Here is an 18,518-nt window from a genome sequence, read left to right as displayed (position 1 = left end):
GGCTTACACGGGCGATCATCACAGATCGCCGTCCGCAACCGCCGTCTCCGTTCTTGGCAGACGCTGCGGTATTACGTCAGGATAATCCACCTGCATGAAATAGAGCCCATCCGGTGGCGCCACCGGACCGCAGGCCTTGCGGTCGCGGGCTTCCAGCGCTGCTGCGACGTCATCGACACTCATCGCTCCCTCACCCGCAAGCTTCAGCGTGCCGGCAAAGGACCGGATCTGGTTGTGCAGGAAGCTTTGCGCCGTCGCGCGTATCTCGATCAGGTTGCCATCGCGGGTCACATCCAGACGGTCGAGCGTCCTCACGGGGCTGTTGGCCTGGCAATGCACGGAACGGAAGGTGGTGAAATCATGCCGCCCGACAAGCACCTGGGCCGCCTCATGCATTCTGATATGATCGAGGTCTTTCGATACCCACCAGGCCCGCTTGTGTTCCAGCGCCAGCCGTGATTTGCGGCAGATGATCCGGTAGAGATAGTGACGGCGCAAGGCGGAAAAACGCGCGTCGAAATCCTCCGTGACGGCGTCGACATCCAGAACCGATATGGCCTCACCCGCCATGGCAAGATGGGCATTCAGCGCATTGCGCAGCTTGTAGGGTTCCCAATCCCGCGACAGATCGACATGCGTGACCTGCCCTTTCGCATGGACACCGGAATCGGTACGGCCCGCACCGCGAAAGCTGACGCTTTCCTTCGTCAGCGACAAAACGGCAGCTTCGAGCGCACCCTGAACCGATGGCCCATTGCTCTGCCTCTGCCAGCCGAAATAGGGCGAGCCATCATATTCGACAGTCATGCGAAAGCGTGGCATCAGCCGAGCCTCGTTCCGACGGAGACGGGCGTGCCGCGCAGGAAATCTGCAGCCAGCATCGGCTTGCCGCCTGCCTTTTGCAGCCGCAGAAGCCGCACCGCCCCGCTTGCGCAAGCGATGGTGAGGGCATCATCCAGCACGGAACCGGCCTCACCCATGCCGCTCGCTATCTCCGTTGCCAGAACTTTGACCCGCTCCGGCTTGCCGCCAATCTCCATCTCGAACCAAGCGCCCGGAAAGGGCGAGAGGCCACGAATATGATTGTGCACATCCTGGCTTGACCGGGAAAACTGGATGCGCGTTTCGGCCTTGTCGATCTTGGCAGCGTAGAGAACGCCGTCTTCCGCCTGGGGTGTCAGCGGCAGATCGCCATCTTCCAGTTTCAGCATGGCTTCACGCATCAGCCGCGCACCTGCCAGCATCAGGCTGTCATGCAATTCGCCAGCCGTCATGTTCGGCTCGATGGCGACATGCGCGGTCAGCGCAACGGGGCCGGTATCCAGCCCCTTTTCCATCTGCATCACCATCATGCCGGTTTCGGTATCGCCTGCCATGATGGCGCGTTGAATGGGAGCAGCGCCGCGCCAGCGCGGCAGGAGTGATGCATGGCCGTTGTAACAGCCAAGGCGCGTTCCGCTCAAAATCGCTTCGGGCAGCAGCAGCCCATAGGCGACAACCACCGCGACATCCGCGTTGAATGCCTTGAATTCCGCCCTGTCCTCTTCAGCCTTGAAATTAGGGGGCGTCAGAACAGGAAGGCCGAGCAATTCGGCAGCCTGATGAACGGGGGATTTCTGCAGATCCAGTCCGCGACGTCCGCCGGGCCTTGGTGGCTGCGTATAGACAGCGGCAATATCATGACCCGCATCGACAAGCGCGCGCAGGGTGGGAACGGAGAATTCCGGTGTGCCCATGAAAATGATGCGCAATGACATGTTCGTCCCCTGCCCTGCCGGCCGCACGTCCAACCTTCAGCCGGAGACCTAGATTTTTGCGCGGGCCGCTTTGGTGAATTTCTTGATGACCATATCCCGCTTCAACCGGGAAATATGATCGATGAACAGGACGCCATTGAGATGGTCGATCTCATGCTGGAGGCAGGTGGCCAGCAGGCCGTCCGCTTCCACTGTCTGCTTCTTGCCGTCCCGGTCGATATATTCAACGGTCAGTGCGGCAGGTCGTTCCACCTCGGCATAGTAGTCGGGAATGGAAAGACAGCCCTCTTCATATGTCGAAACATCATCGGAGACTTTGAGGATTTCCGGATTGATGAAGACAACCGGCTTTCTTTCCTCGTCTTCGCGGGAAATGTCGATGACAAGCATACGGCGGGGAACACCGATCTGGATGGCAGCCAGGCCAATACCGGGCGCATCATACATTGTTTCCAGCATATCGTCGGCAAGACGCACGATCTCGGCATCCACCTGTTCGACAGGCTTGGATTTCTCGCGCAACAGAGGATCAGGCAGAATAATGAGCGGTTTGATGGTCATGGCTTCCCATAACCCATCTCATCTTTCTAGGAAACAAAAAATAGAGGCCCGGAGATTCTGTTTTGCAGGCAGGTCAGGACTCATTTCGGCCCGATAAATGTTCTTGGTTTGATCTTACGAATCACCGGAAATCTGTTAGATTTGCTCATGAACATTGATCTTGCCGCATTTGGTACCACAGCTTTCAGTCTCGGTAACCTCCAGATATCGGTCGGTGCTTTGCTCGGCATCGTCGTGGCGGGCTGTCTTGTCGCCGCAATCTTCGCCTGGCGCCGCCAACCGCCGCCGGTCGATCAATCCCGCGACGAGATTACCGAACTCTTGAGAACGCAGTCTGAGCTTCACGGTCGTATCGCCGCGATGACCGAAACCTTGAGCGCGCGCCAGAACGAAATGAGCCAGACGTTGAACGAGCGGCTCGATGGCATGTCGCAGCGGATCGGCTCAACGCTGACGGAACAGACGCGCTCCACGCATGAGAACCTCAGCAAGCTGCAGGAGAGGCTCGCGGTCATCGATGCCGCGCAGGGCAATATTCAGGATCTCGCCAAGGACGTGATCGGGCTGCAGGCCATTCTCTCCAACAAGCAGACGCGGGGCGCGTTCGGGCAGGCGCGCATGGAAGCCCTGATTGCCGATGCCCTGCCATCAGGATCCTATCAGTTGCAGCCAACGCTCTCCAACGGCTTCCGGCCCGATTGCACCATCAGGATGCCCAACAACGCGCCTCCGCTCGTCATCGACGCGAAATTTCCGCTCGAGGCATGGAATGCGTTGAAGGCCGACGATGCGCCCGAGGCCAAGCGTGCGGCCACACAGCAGTTCCGTCGCGACATGGAAGTGCATATCCGCGATGTGGCTGAAAAATATCTGATTTCCGGCGAGACACAGGATACGGCCTTCATCTTCGTGCCATCGGAATCCATCTTTGCCGACATCCACCAGCATTTCGAGCCGCTGGTGCAGCGCGCGCACCGCTCCCGCGTCGTCATCGTGTCCCCCTCCCTGCTGATGCTGTCGGTACAGGTCATTCAGTCCGTTCTCAAAGACCAGAGAATGCGCGAGCAGGCGCATCTCATTCAGGGCGAAGTCGCGCTTTTGATGGATGATGTACGCCGTCTGGATGAGCGAACCCGCAAGCTGCAAGCCCATTTCGGGCTGGCGCAGAAGGACGTGGATATGATGCTGACCTCTTCGGAAAAGGTTCTGGCACGCGGCGTGAAAATCGAGAGCCTTGATTTTTCGCCATCCCAGAAGGAGATCGCCCATATCGAGGCCGAGCAGCTGCGCCGTCTGGCCGAGGGCCGCTCCAATGTGGCGAAGCTGAGAGTGGTTGACGACGAGTGATCCACTCGGCAAAGTCTGCGCTCATTCCAACTCGCTTAATCCTTATTTCGGAACAACCCGCATGATCACAGTTTTCGGCTCCATCAACATGGACCTCGTTGCCATTTCCGACCGCCTGCCGAAGCCCGGTGAGACCGTGACGGGCAAGACCTTCTCCACCGCCGCAGGCGGCAAGGGCGCAAACCAGGCGCTGGCTGCGCGGCGCGCCGGCGCTACCGTGAAGATGGCGGGCGCCATCGGCGACGATGCTTTTGCAGCACCCGCCCTCACATTGTTGCGGGACGCGCGGGCCGATCTCGCACTCGTCAAGACCGTCGCCGAGCCCACCGGCACCGCCGTCATCCTCATCGGTGAGGGCGGCGAGAACATGATTTCGGTCATTCCCGCGGCCAATGGCGAGGTCTCGGAGAGCGATGCCGACCGTGCCGTCTCTGAAATGGCGGCTGGCGACATTCTGATGCTGCAGTTTGAAATACCGGCACAGGCCATCGAAGCTGCCTTGAAAGCCGCCAAGGCAAAGCGTGTGACGACCATCATCAACACGGCACCGCTGACGTCGCAGGCTCAGCGTCTGTCACGGATGGCGGATATCGTGATTGCCAACGAAACCGAATTCGAACTGCTGATCGGCAAGAGCGACCTGTCGTCCGGTGAGCGAGAGAAGGAACTTGCCGCCCTTCATGACGAGACCGGCCAGACGCTTATCGTCACGCTGGGAGCAGAAGGCGTTATCGCCATCCGCAATGGCAAGCTGGTCCGGGCCAAGGGCCTGAAGATCGAGCCGGTCGATACGGTTGGTGCGGGCGATACATTCTGCGGCTATCTCGCCGCCAGCCTCGATGCAGGTCTCGATTTCGAGGCGGCGCTTCGCCGCGCAGCCGTCGCCGGATCGCTCGCCTGCACGCGGGAAGGCGCACAGCCATCCATTCCGGTCGCATCAGAGGTGGATGCGAAAATCTGACGCTCAGCCTCGGATGAATGTGAGATAGGCGGAGCTGCGACCCTCGCGCTTCGCCTTGTTCTCATAGCGCGTGCCCGGCCATGTATCGAACGGCGTCGTCCAGTCGGCAGACACCTGCGCTGTCCACTCGAAACCGCCATGGGCGGCGCAATGTTGCAGCGTCCAGTTGATGTAGGTGTCGATATCTGACGCGAAGCAGAATTTGCCGCCGGGTTTCAGCACACGGTGAAAGCGGGCCAGATTGACGTCAGAGACGAAGCGCCGCTTCCAGTGCTTCTTCTTCGGCCATGGATCGGGATAGAGCAGATCGATATGGTCAATGCAGGCATCCGGCAGCCAGTCCAGAAGCTGCGTCGCATCATCATCGTAAAGGCGGATGTTCATCAGCTCGCGCTCACGCACGCTGCCAAGAAGCTTTGCCATGGAATTGACGAAGGGCTCGACGCCGATAAAGCCGGTATCAGGATTTTCGGACGCGCGGTGAACCAGATGCTCGCCGCCGCCAAAGCCGATTTCGAGGCGAATGGATTTCACATCGGCGGGAAAGAGAGCGGCGAGGTTTTTGGGCGGCTGCGTCGCCAGATCCACCTTCAAAAGCGGCAGAAGGGTCTCGATGGTATCGACCTGCTGGTTGCGCAGCGGCTTGCCCTTACGCCTTCCAAAAAACGCTTCCGTTGCGCGTGAACGCCGCTCTTCCGTCATTTCCAACACTCTCAGACAAATGGATAACCCGCACGGCGCTTGTTTTTCGCGCCGTGCGGGTTCAAAACGTTCAGACCGTATCTCTCAATCGACGCTGATTGACAAGCCTTGGATGGCAATGCGCGTCCGGGTGCACGCGCATGCCTGCTCCAATTTTCATCCCGGCATGGACCGAGCGAATACCAATCGGGCTATCGGCCAGATGCTCAGGCAGCCTTCAAAGCATCCTTGAGCGGCTTGACCAGATCCAGCTTCTCCCAGGAGAAGGAACCGTCGCGACCGGCCTTGCGACCGAAATGGCCGTAGGAGGATGTCTTGGCATAGATCGGCTTGTTGAGGTCGAGGTGACGGCGGATGCCGGACGGAGACAGGTCCATGACCTTGCGGATCGCGGCTTCGACTTCGTCTTCGCTCAGCTTTCCGGTCTGGTGCAGATCGACATAGACCGACAGTGGCTGCGCAACGCCGATAGCGTAGGACAGCTGGATCGTGCAGCGTTCTGCCAGGCCAGCGGCCACGACGTTCTTGGCGATGTAGCGGGCTGCATAGGCTGCGGAACGGTCGACCTTCGTCGTGTCCTTGCCGGAGAATGCACCGCCGCCATGCGGGGCTGCGCCACCATAGGTGTCGACGATGATCTTGCGGCCCGTCAGGCCCGCATCGCCATCGGGACCACCGATCACGAACTTGCCGGTCGGGTTGATGTACCACTGGCAATCATTGGCGATCTTGAGGTCGCCCAGCGCCTCGCGGATGTAGGGTTCAACAACCGAACGCACCTTCTTGGAGTCCCAGCTTGGGTCCAGATGCTGCGTGGAAAGCACGATGGACACGGCTTCTGAAGCCTTGCCATCGACGTAACGCACGGTCACCTGGCTCTTTGCATCGGGTCCGAGCTTTGCCGCTTCGCCTTCGCCGCTCTTGCGGGCTGTGGCGAGAAGCTGAAGAATACGGTGGGAATAATAGATCGGAGCCGGCATCAGGTCAGGCGTTTCCTTGCAGGCATAACCGAACATGATGCCCTGGTCGCCAGCGCCTTCGTCGCCCTGCTTGTCCGACGCATTGTCCACGCCCTGCGCAATGTCGGCAGACTGCGGGTGCAACAGCACGTCGATCTTGGCCGTCTTCCAATGGAAGCCGTCCTGCTCGTAGCCGATATCCCTGATCGCCTTGCGGGCGGCGGCCTTGAACTTGGCGGGGTTGATCATGGGGTGGCCAGCGGCGTCCTTGAGGACGTTGCCTTCCTTGTCCTTCTTCAACAGCGTATCGGGCACGCGCACTTCACCGGCAATGACGACACGGTTGGTTGTCGCAAGCGTTTCACATGCGATGCGCACGGTCCACGGATCAACGCCAGTCTTGGCGGCTTCACGATAGATGAGATCGACGATTTCGTCGGAAATGCGGTCACAAACCTTGTCAGGGTGACCTTCAGCTACAGACTCGCTGGTGAACAGGTAATTGGCGCGCATTCGGGATTCCCCTCAAAGAAGTGTCTACCGGTTTGTTAGTCATTTTGCTCGCAAAAAACAAGGACACAACGACATAAATATATCTTTATATGAGAATTCCTAACCCATCCTTACGCAATAAAAAACGGCCCCGAAGGGCCGTTATCAAGGTTCACAATGCGTTAAACCGAGGCTTACTCGGCGTCGCCTTCGGCGGCCAGCGCCTTGACGAGGTCGACGATACGGCGACGAACCTTTGGGTCGCTGATCTTGACGAAGGCGCGGTTCAACTGAAGCCCTTCGGAGGATGACAGGAAATCAACCACGTAGTTCGAGCTGCTTGCTTCTGCCATTCCAGAGGCGCCCACGGCCTGATCGCCAGGTGCGTCTTCGAAGAAGAAGGAGACGGGAACGTTCAGAATTCCGGAAATGTTCTGCAGACGGCTCGCGCCGACCCGGTTTGTGCCTTTTTCGTACTTCTGGATTTGCTGGAATGTGATTCCCAGGCTTTCACCCAGCTTTTCCTGGCTCATACCCAACATCGTGCGTCGGAGGCGGATACGGCTCCCGACGTGAATGTCAATCGGGTTCGGCTTCTTCTTGTTTTCTGTCATTTACGGGGATCCTGACATTCAATTTCTTCGGGTTGTCGACTACACGCCTGTGCAGATCCTGAACTGTTAGATTGTTGCGCAACAGAATATATCATGAGCGTTGTGCAACCTGACAAGTTCACTATGCAATTTTAGGGGTTTTTGGTCAATTCTTCCGTTTCATCAAACCCATTCGCGAAAACAACGATACAACGAGCAATACCAAAAACAACAACCAAAAGTGTATCTGTCGCATATCTGCGGTAACAACGCCAGCGGCGTGGCCACCCAGGGTGGAATCGATTATTCCGACTTGACCGTAGTCCAACCCTGCGACAATTCGCCCCACAGGGTCTATGACCGCCGAAATACCCGTATTGGCCGCGCGAATCACAGGCATCCCGGTCTCGACTGCCCTCAGCCTCGCCTGCTGGAAATGCTGATATGGGCCGGGCGTATCGCCGAACCATCCGTCATTGGTCACGTTGACAATCGCAGCCGAGTTTCCGATGTCGGCAGGGACTTCGCCGGGGAAAATGATCTCGTAGCAGATGAAGGACGTCAGCGACTGGCCCGAAGGAAGGGTGATCGCTTCCCGGCTTGCCGCAGCGGAAAATCCACCCGGCAGGCTGACGAGATTGTTGATCCCCCAGTGCCGCAGCAAGTCTTCGAAGGGGACATATTCGCCGAAGGGGACAAGATGAACCTTGTCGGTCGCGCCGATGATCTGGCCCTGACTATCGATGGCGTAGACGGAATTATAGTAGCGCGGCGCCTGGCCGGCACCGGCATTTTCCATGCGAACAGCGCCGGTGAGCAGGATCTGTCCGTCCTCAAGCGTATTGGCGATGTCTTGCAGGGCATCCGGGTTCTGGCTCAGAATGAAGGGCACGGAGGTTTCCGGCCAGACGATCAGATCGGGCCGTTTCTGGCCCGGCTGCGGCGGCAGTGCGGATAGACGCAGATGTTCCCGGAAAATCTCCAGCCGATCCTCGTTCAGCATCTTCCTCGACTGGTCGATGCTGGGCTGGACAATCCGGACCGTCGTGGCGACAGCGGCATCGGAGGGCGGCAGCGACAGGCAATAGGCCCCGTAGCCGAGGTGAAACGCCAGCATCAGGGCAGCCAGAGCAAGCCCGGGGATGAGGCCCTTTTTCGTCCCGATCAGGGCGGGGCTGGAAAACAGGAAGACCGCTATGACGGACATGCCGAAAATGCCGACGAGATTGGACGTCTGCATCATCAGGGGAACCGGCATCAGGCCGTAACCGACCGCATTCCAGGGAAAGCCGGACAGGACGAAGCTTCGCAGCCACTCGATCAGGCCGAAAGACGCAGACAGGGCTGCAATTCTGCCCCAGCCATCCGACCAGAGGAGATTGGCAAGCATGGTCGCAAGCCCGTAAAAAATGGCAAGGCAGGCGGGAAGACCCAGCATGGCGAGCGGCAGGGCCCAGGCGAATTCATCCGCCTCCAGAAGCAGGGCATTGCCCAGCCACCACAGACCGGCAACGAAATAACCCAGACCGAACAGCCAGCCGATAAGGAAGGTTCTCCAGCCGCGAGACCAGCCTCCGCCGTTCGGGCCACCGGTGGTGCCATCGATCAACCAGACCAGCAGCGTGAAGGAGACGAACATCGCGGCGAAGAAACCGACAGGCGGCAGCGCAAGCGCTCCGATTGCACCGGCAAGCACGGCAATCGCTACGCGGCCAAAACCATTGCTCAACATGATTTTGCCAGCCAGCCGCTCCATGCAGTCTCCACCTTACAAGGCACCGTCCGACACGTGACATAGCAGGCGACACTGTCTCTTTGATCGGACTTACTTTAAAATGAAGGGAACGTCCACCGCATCGAGCAGCGCCCCCGGCAGACCTCACCTCCGCGAGCTCAAAGCTGCGGACATTATTCCGCAGCTTTGGGCCAGGGCTCCCAGCCCTAGACCGAAGCGTTGTCGGTTCTGTTTTCCGGGGCGGCAAGCGTCATCATCACCGTGCTGGCGGCATCGGCCGGAGCCTGATCGTCCTCACCGGAAGACGACTGGTTGCGCACGATGCGAACACCCTTGATGCGTCTGGAATCGGCATCGAGAATATGAAATTCGAAGCCGGACACAGCCCTGACGACCTCTCCCTTGACGGGAATACGGCCAAGAGCAAAGAAAATCAGTCCGCCAAGGGTATCGAGTTCCTCGATATGCTCCCGCACGTCGAAATCCGGTCCGATTGCTTCTGCAAGTTCGGTCAACTCGGCGCGCGCATCGGCAATCAACACATCCGCAGACAGGCGCGAGAACATCGTCTCATCCTTGTCATGCTCGTCGTCGATGTCGCCAACCACCATTTCAACGATATCTTCGTGGCTGACCAGACCGTCGGTGCCACCATACTCATCAATGACGAGCGCCAGCTGGGTGCGTTGCGCCTGCATCGTTTTCAGAAGCGTTGAGGCAAGCATGGACGGCGGCGCAAACAGGATTTTGCGGATGATGCCCGCTTCTGCCAGCGTCTTTTCCAGATCGACCCGTGCCAGATCAAAATTCGCCCGCGGCGATTTCGCTGCCTTGGCTTCGCCACCCGGAGACACTCTCGAGCCGGCACGGCGCTTGTTTCTGGCCTGCCTGCCGATAAAGGACAGAAGATCGCGGATGTGGATCATGCCCTTGGGATTGTCGAGCGTCTCATCATAGACGGGCATACGCGAACGTCCCGTTTCTTCAAACAGGATCATCGCCTCGCCAATGGTCATGTCCTGATCGAGCCCGTCAATATCGACGCGCGGGATCATGATGTCTTCGACCCGGACTTCCCGGAAACGCAGTATGTTGTTGAGCATTGCCCGCTCTTCGGGCGTGAACGCGGCACCGATCTCGGTGTCGGTCATCAGGGCGTCGGTAATGTCTTCTCTGAGACGCTCGCCCTGAGAGGGCTTCAACAGCCGCGCTATGCGCGACCAGAGGCTTGCCCGCGGCTTGGCCTGATAATCCTGACGTAAGGGACTACTGCCCTCCTCCGATGAGGATTGTTCCCCTGTGTCCTTGCCCTCTGCGGGCGGTCTTGCAGAATGTTCGTTCATTGTCCCAAACTGTCAAATCAAAGCGGTTCCTGTCCCGCATAGGGATCAGATAGACCAAGCTTGGCCAAAATGCGAGTCTCAAGCCCTTCCATTTCTTCTGCTTCATCGGTTTCGATGTGGTCGTAACCGATGAGGTGCAGAAAGCCATGCACCAGAAGATGCGTCAAATGATCCTCGAAACTCTTCTCCAGATCAAGTGCTTCACGCTCCACCGTTTCACGCGCGATCACGATGTCGCCCAGCATGGGGCCCGGCATGTCGCCGGGCTCGATTGGATAGGCCGGGAAGGAAAGGACATTGGTCGGCTTGTCCTTGTCGCGCCATTCGGCGTTGATTTCCCTGATGGCTTCATCATTGGTGAAGACCAGCGACAGCTCGGTCGGCACCTTTGGAAAGGGCTGCTTCTCTTCCGTTTTCAGAAACTCGACAGCCGGATCAAGGACCCGGCTGCTGAATGCCAGCAATTCATCTTCTGAAGGCCAGCGGTCGGCTTCAACGCTGACCTGAATATCCAATGCGGTCATTCGTCTGTCACATGCCTCTTGGCAGGCTTTCATCCGGCACTGCCGTCTGCGCTTCATAGGCACGAACGATGCGAGCGACCATGGGATGACGAACCACATCCACATCCTTGAAGCGGACGATGGACACGCCCTCGACATCGGGAAGGATTTGCAGCGCCTCAACGAGGCCCGATTTCATGCCGCGTGGCAAGTCCACCTGGCTCGGGTCACCCGTCACGATCATGCGGCCGTTTTCACCCAGACGTGTCAGAAACATCTTCATCTGCATCGTCGTGGTGTTCTGGGCCTCATCGAGAATGACGGCGGCATTGGCGAGCGTGCGGCCACGCATGAAGGCCAGTGGCGCGATTTCGATGACGCCCGCCTGAATGGCACGCTCCACCTTGTCACCCGGCATCATGTCGTAGAGCGCGTCATAGAGCGGGCGCAGATAGGGATCGACCTTTTCCTTCATGTCGCCGGGCAGGAAGCCCAGACGCTCGCCCGCTTCCACAGCCGGGCGCGACAGGATGATGCGATCGACCACACCGCGTTCCAGAAGCTGTGCGGCGTGCGCCACGGCCAGATAGGTCTTGCCCGTACCGGCAGGGCCGACACCGAAGACGAGTTCCGATTGCTCCAGCGCCCGCATATAGACGTCCTGCGTCGGCGTGCGCGCCGCAATCGTCTTCTTTCGGGTGGAAATCTGGGCCATGGAAATCTTCGCCTTGCGCTCCATGGTCGGCAGCGTCAGCTGGTCGTCGGCAGCAACCGCCATGCGGATGGCGCCTTCGACATCGGACTCCTCGACGCTTCCGCCCTTGAGCAGGCGTTGATAGAGGAAATCCAGCGCCCTGCGTGCCTGGTTGGTCGCGACCAGCTCACCGGTGATAGCAACGGAGTTGCCGCGCGGGCGCGCATCGATGTTCAGTCGCTGTTCCAGCAATTTCAGGTTTTGATCGAACTGACCGAATAGCTCTCCCGCTATCCTGTTATTCTCGAACGTGAGGACGAAGTGATTGGCGTCGGTCGCGGCTGGGCGTGGCTGGCGCGATGAGGGTGATACCAATTCGTGTGCGTTCAAGCGGTCAGGCTCCCGTCCTAATCAGTGTGGGTTCCTCACTCTAGCTCGATGCCACCTCGGCAAACAAGCTGTTTGGACCCGTTGCGGTGATTCGTACATGAATAATGTCGCCGATTTTCATGTCTTTTGCATTAACATTCACAGATTGAAGCCAAGGAGATCTTCCAATCAGCTGTCCCGGCATTCTACCTGGCTTTTCGAGCAGAATATCCATGGTCCTGCCGACCAGCGATGCGGCAAAATCATGCTGTTGTTTCAACAACAAAGCCTGTAGTCGCTCCAGCCTTTCGGCCTTGACGTCTTCTGGAACCTGATCGGTCAAATCTGCACCGGGCGTGCCGGGGCGTGTCGAATATTTGAACGAAAAGGCCTGCGCATAATTAACCTTTTCCACAATTGCGAGCGTATCTTCGAAATCCTGATCCGTCTCACCGGGGAAACCGACAATAAAGTCCCCGGACATGGCAATATCAGGGCGGACGGCACGAATCTTTTCGATAAGCCTAATATATTCATCGCCCGTATGGCGACGGTTCATGGCTTTGAGAATGCGATCCGAGCCCGACTGCACCGGCAGATGAAGATAGGGCATGAGATTGCGCAGATCACGATGGGCGCCGATCAGGCGATCATCCATATCGCGCGGATGGCTGGTCGTGTATCGCAGGCGGGCAAGACCGGGGATTTCGGCCAGCCGGTAGAGCAGATCGGCAAGGCCCCACTGCTCGCCATTGGCGCCGGTTCCGCGCCAGGCGTTGACATTCTGGCCCAGCAGCGTGATCTCGCGCACACCGGCATCGGCCAGTTTCTTGGCTTCATCGACAATCTGGTGGACGGGTCGGGAAACTTCCGAACCGCGTGTATAAGGCACCACGCAGAAGGTGCAGAACTTGTCGCAACCTTCCTGCACCGTCAGAAATGCGGTCACGCCACGCGCGCGCAGCTTTGACTTTTCGGCAACCGGCAAATGGTCGAACTTGTCTTCAACGGCATATTCGGTTTCGATCACGCGCTCGCCGCCGCGCACGCGCTTCAAGGCTTCGGGCAAACGGTGATAGGTCTGCGGTCCGATCACGACATCCACGGCCGGTGCACGGCGCAGGATTTCCTCGCCTTCGGCCTGCGCCACGCAACCGGCCACGCCGATCATGAACTCACGTCCCTGCTCTTCACGGGATTTCTTCATGTCACGCAGGCGGCCCAGCGCGGAATAGACTTTTTCGGCGGCCTTTTCCCGGATGTGACAGGTGTTGAGAAGAACCAGATCCGCCTCGCCCATGTCTTCGGTCTGGACGTAACCATCCTTTGCCAGAGCATCGCTCATGCGCACGGAGTCGTAGACATTCATCTGACAGCCATAGGTCTTGATGAAGACCTTGCGGCTGTTTGCGCCTTCGCGAAGAGAAATTGGGGCCTCAAGGCCGATCGTTTCCTGGGTCATGGCCGCTATCTAATGATTTTGAGAGCCATATTAAACAGAAAAATGCGTTGTCAGCGAGACTTTCGCCACCCGCCGCGCAAAGCGAAATTCAACATGTCGCGTATGGCCGTCGTCGCGCTCATGCTCAATGCCTTGCGATTGTCGCCGCGATGGAAGGGAATCGTTTCGCCGAAACACAGGTCGACATCGATGTTACCGGCCCGCATCAAGCCCATCAGCGAGGGAAGAAGCTCGATGGTGCCGGGCCATGCCGCAACGCTGCGGTGATAGCGCCCCATGGCCATGCCCTGAATGCCGGTATAGGCGATGGCGACCGGCTGGACATTGACCATCTGTCCGGGCACCTGGTCGGCAGCACTCGATGCAGCGCCGAACAGCGATGATTTGACGGGCAGAAGGCGGTTGCCGTCAGACGTCGTGCCTTCGGGAAACAGAACGATGATTTCCCCACCTGCCAGGCGTTGCGCAATCTCATTGACCTGCGCCCCGGCCTTGCGCTTGTCCTCACGGGCAACGAAGACGGTTTTCTGCAAACGGGCCAGAAGGCCGAATACGGGCCAGTTGCGAACTTCGTTCTTAGCGATGAAAGCCACATCCACGACGCTGCCCAGGATCATGATATCCTTCCAGGACACGTGATTGACCACCAGAAGCAGCGGCTTTGCCGCCTCGACCGAGCCGTGGACATGCACCTTGATGCCGAGCGCGTGGCACGCAACCCGGTGCCACAGTCTCGGCAAGCGGCGTCTCAGGGGTAAATCGAGAGCAAGACAGATCAACTGCGCCGGCAGCAGCACCAGCGTGACCAAAGCCAAAATGACAACCAGATAGAAGATTCGCAGCCACGTCATCGCTTCATTCGCTCCGTGGCACCTTGCACTCAGTGGTCTTCCGATTTGAGGGGAACACCGTAGAGTTCAAGCCTGTGGTCCACCAGCTTGAAGCCGTGCTCACGGGCAATCTTTTCCTGCAACGCCTCGATTTCCGGGGAGTGAAACTCGATCACCACGCCGTGCTTGAGATCGATCAGGTGATCATGGTGCTCTTCCGGCATCGTCTCGTAGCGCGACCGGCCATCGCGGAAATCGTGTCTCTCGATGATCCCGGCATCTTCGAACAGCTTGACGGTCCTGTAGACGGTCGAGATCGAGATGCGCGGATCAACGGCGGACGACCGGCGGTAAAGCTCCTCGACATCGGGATGATCGGCAGATTCCTGGAGCACGCGGGCGATCACACGACGCTGATCGGTCATCCGCATTCCGCGCTCGGCACATAGTTCTTCCAGGGTTTTTGAAAGGTCAATCACGTCGTCAGGCTTTCAGATGCTTCCGTTTCGAGGCGCCGCGGCGCGTTGCATTCCTACAGGAACTAACGAAGATCACGCCGCATGACAAGCGCCGTCGACTTCGTACCATTCTTGTCGGTGTAATAGGCCTGCCGCTCCGCAACCGTTTCAAAACCAAGCTTCCGGTAGAGCCGTATGGCCGAGGCATTCGCACCATCGACCTCCAGAAACATGGTTTCGGCGCCGCGCATATCCGCCTCGCGCATGGCCGCCAGCATCAGCCGCCAGCCCAGCCCGGACCCGGCAAATTTTTCGCCGACCGCGATTGTCAGAATCTCGGCCTCCCCTCCCGCTTCCCGGGCCAGAACAAAGCCGCCCAAAGGCTTGCTGAAAAAGGCGTTGGTCTGTCGCGCAACCACGCCAAAGACACTTGGCTGGCTCAGGAGCCCGGAAAACTCTCCGTCACCCCATTTATGCGAGAAACGTTGGCCGTGCAGTTCCGACACATCGGCGCAATCGGCGTGCACCATGGGAACGATCTCAAAATAGGGCTTCCAGCTGAGGTAATCGTCAAACATCGCAGGGAATCATCCGCATTCAAAGCATGAATGGCCCCGTATCAGGCAACCGGCCTGCGTTCCAGTGCAAATCCTGACTGTATCTTGGCATCCGGTCCACGCAGATACAGTGGCGCAGGCTTGGGCATACCACGCGGCTTTTGCGCACCGATACGGGCGACGATATCGATGGGAAACCGATCCGGACCGGACCCTGCATCGCCACCCGCCAGAAGAGGGGCCGCAGACCCGATGATTGTTCCATCGAAATTGACCAGCATCGACCGCGCCTCGTCGAGTGACACGAGCGCTGCGTCGGTGGAGGGCGTTCCGCTAGCTGCGAAAAGCTGCACATAGCTCTCCTGCCGCTTCGCATCCAGCGCAACCGCGACTGCCTGGCCGGGATTATCCCGCAGGTGCTGCTCTGCCAGAGTCTCCAGCGTCGTTACACCGACGGCCTCGACGCCGAGCGACAGCGCAAAGCCGCGCGCGGCTGCGACACCGACGCGAATTCCGGTAAAGGAACCGGGACCGATGGTGACCGCGATCCGTCCGACATCGCCAAGCGCAAGCGACGACTGCGACAGGGCATCGTCGATGATGCCCATCAGCAGTTCCGCATGCCCTTTGCCGATATTTTGCGTAACCTGACCCAGTGCGACGCCCTTCTCGCTGTCATAGAGACAGGCCGAGCAATCCACACCGGATGTATCGATGGCAAGAATGATCATGAAGGATGAGCCCGTCAGACGGCCTCGACCTCCTGGACCTCAGGCACGAAGTGACGCAGCAGGTTCTGTACGCCGTGCTTCAGGGTTGCCGTCGATGACGGGCAACCGGAGCAGGCGCCCTTCATGTTGAGGAAGACCGTGCCATCGCGGAAACCGCGGAAGGTGATGTCGCCACCGTCCTGCGCAACGGCAGGGCGAACGCGCGTTTCGAGCAGTTCCTTGATCGTTGCAACGATGGTTTCGTCGCCCGCTTCGAAGAATTCTTCTTCTTCATCGGAAATCTCGGCGGCCACGGCTGTGCCCATCAAGGGACGCCCGGACATGAAATGCTCCATGATCGAGCCGAGAATGGCGGGCTTGAGGTGCTGCCACTCCGCACCATCCTTGGTGACGGTGATGAAATCAAAGCCGTAATAGACGCCCGTCACACCCGGTATCTCGAACAGGACAGCCGCCAGCGGTGACGCCTGCGCCTGCGAGGCATTCAGGAACTCCGCCGTTCCGCTTTCCAGAACAACCTTGCCCGGGAGAAACTTGAGCGTGGCCGGGTTTGGCGTGGTTTCCGTCTGAATGAACATTTCAATCTCCTTCGGGACCGTCATTGGACATCCCGGAATTTAGAATACTTCCAAAATACGTCGGACGGAGCCTGACTTCAAGCCCTTACATGACTGCGCCATTCAAGAAATCCGTGCCAGCGGGCTGGAAGGTCCTTGCCTCAACACAATGCGTCGATTTCCTCGTCGGTCAATGTATCGGGCAGAACCGTGACAGGAATGGGGAAGGCCGCGCCGCGTCCGGCAATCGAGGAAACCAGCGGTCCGGGGCCATCCTTGGTCGATCCCGCCGCAAGCACCAGAATTGCGATATCACGGTCCTCTTCGATCAGACCATGGATCTGCTCTGCGGCATTGCCTTCGCGGATGACCGCTTCCGGCTCTATGCCCACAGTTTCACGGATGCGCTGGGCAACCTTGGCCAGCGATGCCTCGGCCTCTTCGCGGGCTTCCGCGCGCATGATCTGCTCGACACCGAGCCACTGCTGAAAATCGCCTTCGGGAATGACATAGAGAAGGATCAGGGCACCGTTCGAATTCTTGGCGCGGCGTCCGGCATAATGAACCGCCCTTTCGCATTCGGGTGTGCCGTCTATCACCGCCAGAAACTTGCGTCGGTGTCCTTCAAGGCGCGAAAGGCGTTTCGATACCATGGCGTACTCCTGTTTTCGCCGTTACGGCAAAAGCCGCCCGACGGTTCGGGCGGACCTTATATCAATTTCCGCGATTCAAAAATGCTCTCTCGCCCGCATTCACAGGTGATCAGCGCAGGAAGCCGATGATGTCCCTGACCTCGTTCATGGTTTTTTCGGCAATGCTGCCCGCCCGCTCGCCACCATCCTTGAGGATTGCGTCGATATGGCTGACATCGTCCAGCAGGCGGCGCATTTCTGCGTTGATGGGCGCAAGCACCGTAACCGCCAGATCCACCAGCGCGGGCTTGAAGGCCGAAAATTGCTGGCCACCGAATTCCGAGAGCACGTCCGCCTTGGTCTTGTCGGAGAGCGCGGCATAGATGCCGACGAGATTTTCCGCTTCCGCGCGGCCCTTCAGGCCATCGACTTCGCTTGGCAGCGCATCCGGGTCTGTCTTTGCCTTCTTGATCTTTCTGGAGATCGTATCGACATCGTCCATCAGATTGATGCGCGACAGATCGGATGGGTCCGACTTCGACATCTTCTTCGTGCCGTCCTTGAGGGACATCACGCGCGGTGCAGGTCCGCCGATCAGCGGCTCCACCATCGGGAAATAGGCGTGTACGGGCTCATCGCCCACCTTGATATCGACGCCGAGGCCTGTGGTGCGGATATGATTGCCGAAATCGATGTTGAATTTCTGGGCGATATCGCGCGCAAGCTCAAGATGCTGTTTCTGGTCGTCGCCAACGGGAACATGCGTGGCGCGGTAAACCAGAATGTCTGCGGCCATCAGGCTTGGGTAAGCGAGCAGACCAAGCGAAACCTGCTCGGTGTTCTTGCCCGACTTGTCCTTGAACTGGGTCATGCGCTCCATCCAGCCGATGCGCGCAACGCAGTTGAATACCCATGCCAGTTCGGCATGTTGCGGAACAGCCGACTGGTTGAAGACGATGTGCTTGACCGGATCGATGCCCGCCGCGATGAAGGCGGCTGCAATCGAGCGTGTCTGTGCCTTGAGGTCGCTATGGACGAGCTGGGCGGTAATCGCGTGCATGTCGACGACGCAATAGATGCAGTCATTGTCTTCCTGCAGCGCCACGAACTTGCGGATAGCCCCGAGATAGTTACCGAGATGGAGGTTTCCCGTGGGCTGGACACCCGAAAAAACCAGCGGCTTGAATGCGTTCATGTTCATCCTCGAAAAGGCTGGTGGAGGGCCTCGCCCCATGTTTCAGATTGGGTTTCAAATTGGCCGCGCTTATGCACCCA

General features: G+C 58.7%; 20 protein-coding genes. 2 read left to right on the top strand and 18 right to left on the bottom strand.

Annotated features, from left to right (window positions below):
* Nucleotides 1-18: 18 nt before the first annotated feature.
* The 3 genes from truA to def are packed head-to-tail and all read right to left on the bottom strand — an operon-like array spanning nucleotide 19 to nucleotide 2,318.
* Nucleotides 19-822, bottom strand: a complete 804-nt coding sequence (gene truA, locus QRN85_RS22420; protein ID WP_284760163.1) for a tRNA pseudouridine(38-40) synthase TruA — start codon at nucleotides 820-822, stop codon at nucleotides 19-21.
* Nucleotides 822-1,757 (bottom strand): methionyl-tRNA formyltransferase, encoded by a 936-nt coding sequence (fmt, locus tag QRN85_RS22415; RefSeq protein WP_284760161.1) that lies wholly within the window; start codon nucleotides 1,755-1,757, stop codon nucleotides 822-824. Before fmt ends, truA begins: the two co-directional genes overlap by 1 nt.
* Before the next feature lie 48 nt (nucleotides 1,758-1,805).
* Complete coding sequence (gene def, locus QRN85_RS22410) at nucleotides 1,806-2,318, bottom strand: peptide deformylase (protein WP_112963295.1); 513 nt, start codon at nucleotides 2,316-2,318, stop codon at nucleotides 1,806-1,808.
* Nucleotides 2,319-2,465: 147 nt separating this feature from the next.
* Between def and QRN85_RS22405 the strand changes: the two genes are divergently transcribed.
* Together QRN85_RS22405 and QRN85_RS22400 are read left to right on the top strand one after the other, a co-directional pair.
* Nucleotides 2,466-3,665: a DNA recombination protein RmuC gene (locus tag QRN85_RS22405; RefSeq protein ID WP_062587415.1), complete on the top strand. Its 1,200-nt coding sequence runs from the start codon at nucleotides 2,466-2,468 to the stop codon at nucleotides 3,663-3,665.
* A 61-nt stretch (nucleotides 3,666-3,726) separates the two neighbouring features.
* Nucleotides 3,727-4,626, top strand: coding sequence for a ribokinase (locus tag QRN85_RS22400; RefSeq protein WP_113098490.1), 900 nt, complete (start codon nucleotides 3,727-3,729; stop codon nucleotides 4,624-4,626).
* Between the two features lie 3 nt (nucleotides 4,627-4,629).
* Here QRN85_RS22400 and trmB read toward each other — a convergent pair whose 3' ends face one another.
* From trmB to trpS, 15 genes are all read right to left on the bottom strand, one after another.
* Nucleotides 4,630-5,328, bottom strand: a complete 699-nt coding sequence (gene trmB, locus QRN85_RS22395) for a tRNA (guanosine(46)-N7)-methyltransferase TrmB (RefSeq protein WP_284760159.1) — start codon at nucleotides 5,326-5,328, stop codon at nucleotides 4,630-4,632.
* 206 nt (nucleotides 5,329-5,534) lie between these two features.
* Nucleotides 5,535-6,800 (bottom strand): methionine adenosyltransferase, encoded by a 1,266-nt coding sequence (gene metK / locus QRN85_RS22390; protein WP_062587409.1) that lies wholly within the window; start codon nucleotides 6,798-6,800, stop codon nucleotides 5,535-5,537.
* A gap of 173 nt (nucleotides 6,801-6,973) precedes the next feature.
* Nucleotides 6,974-7,393, bottom strand: coding sequence for a helix-turn-helix domain-containing protein (locus QRN85_RS22385; RefSeq protein WP_062587407.1), 420 nt, complete (start codon nucleotides 7,391-7,393; stop codon nucleotides 6,974-6,976).
* Nucleotides 7,394-7,538: 145 nt separating this feature from the next.
* A complete protein-coding gene (gene lnt, locus QRN85_RS22380; protein ID WP_284760158.1) occupies nucleotides 7,539-9,128 on the bottom strand; it encodes an apolipoprotein N-acyltransferase in 1,590 nt (529 codons plus the stop codon).
* A gap of 185 nt (nucleotides 9,129-9,313) precedes the next feature.
* Nucleotides 9,314-10,450, bottom strand: coding sequence for a hemolysin family protein (locus tag QRN85_RS22375; protein WP_284760157.1), 1,137 nt, complete (start codon nucleotides 10,448-10,450; stop codon nucleotides 9,314-9,316).
* Between the two features lie 17 nt (nucleotides 10,451-10,467).
* Complete coding sequence (gene ybeY / locus QRN85_RS22370) at nucleotides 10,468-10,974, bottom strand: rRNA maturation RNase YbeY (protein ID WP_112963289.1); 507 nt, start codon at nucleotides 10,972-10,974, stop codon at nucleotides 10,468-10,470.
* Between the two features lie 7 nt (nucleotides 10,975-10,981).
* Nucleotides 10,982-12,037: a PhoH family protein gene (locus tag QRN85_RS22365; protein ID WP_062587398.1), complete on the bottom strand. Its 1,056-nt coding sequence runs from the start codon at nucleotides 12,035-12,037 to the stop codon at nucleotides 10,982-10,984.
* 40 nt (nucleotides 12,038-12,077) lie between these two features.
* Nucleotides 12,078-13,478: a tRNA (N6-isopentenyl adenosine(37)-C2)-methylthiotransferase MiaB gene (miaB, locus tag QRN85_RS22360; protein ID WP_284760155.1), complete on the bottom strand. Its 1,401-nt coding sequence runs from the start codon at nucleotides 13,476-13,478 to the stop codon at nucleotides 12,078-12,080.
* A gap of 50 nt (nucleotides 13,479-13,528) precedes the next feature.
* Nucleotides 13,529-14,329, bottom strand: coding sequence for a lyso-ornithine lipid O-acyltransferase (olsA, locus tag QRN85_RS22355; RefSeq protein ID WP_284760154.1), 801 nt, complete (start codon nucleotides 14,327-14,329; stop codon nucleotides 13,529-13,531).
* Nucleotides 14,330-14,358: 29 nt separating this feature from the next.
* A complete protein-coding gene (locus QRN85_RS22350; RefSeq protein ID WP_062587395.1) occupies nucleotides 14,359-14,787 on the bottom strand; it encodes a Fur family transcriptional regulator in 429 nt (142 codons plus the stop codon).
* A 62-nt stretch (nucleotides 14,788-14,849) separates the two neighbouring features.
* On the bottom strand, nucleotides 14,850-15,344 hold the full coding sequence (locus QRN85_RS22345; RefSeq protein WP_062587394.1) for a GNAT family N-acetyltransferase: 495 nt from the start codon (nucleotides 15,342-15,344) through the stop codon (nucleotides 14,850-14,852).
* Between the two features lie 41 nt (nucleotides 15,345-15,385).
* Nucleotides 15,386-16,054: a tRNA (adenosine(37)-N6)-threonylcarbamoyltransferase complex dimerization subunit type 1 TsaB gene (gene tsaB, locus QRN85_RS22340; RefSeq protein WP_284760153.1), complete on the bottom strand. Its 669-nt coding sequence runs from the start codon at nucleotides 16,052-16,054 to the stop codon at nucleotides 15,386-15,388.
* Between the two features lie 14 nt (nucleotides 16,055-16,068).
* On the bottom strand, nucleotides 16,069-16,632 hold the full coding sequence (locus tag QRN85_RS22335) for a NifU family protein (protein WP_062587706.1): 564 nt from the start codon (nucleotides 16,630-16,632) through the stop codon (nucleotides 16,069-16,071).
* Between the two features lie 140 nt (nucleotides 16,633-16,772).
* A complete protein-coding gene (locus QRN85_RS22330) occupies nucleotides 16,773-17,264 on the bottom strand; it encodes a universal stress protein (protein WP_062587392.1) in 492 nt (163 codons plus the stop codon).
* A gap of 109 nt (nucleotides 17,265-17,373) precedes the next feature.
* Nucleotides 17,374-18,438: a tryptophan--tRNA ligase gene (trpS, locus tag QRN85_RS22325; protein ID WP_284760152.1), complete on the bottom strand. Its 1,065-nt coding sequence runs from the start codon at nucleotides 18,436-18,438 to the stop codon at nucleotides 17,374-17,376.
* Between the last annotated feature and the right edge of the window lie 80 nt (nucleotides 18,439-18,518).

Source organism: Agrobacterium sp. fls2-241-TYG-188a (genome assembly GCF_030209845.1).
Note: the sequence above shows the minus strand (reverse complement) of the source record. Positions and strands in the feature narration are given on the sequence as shown.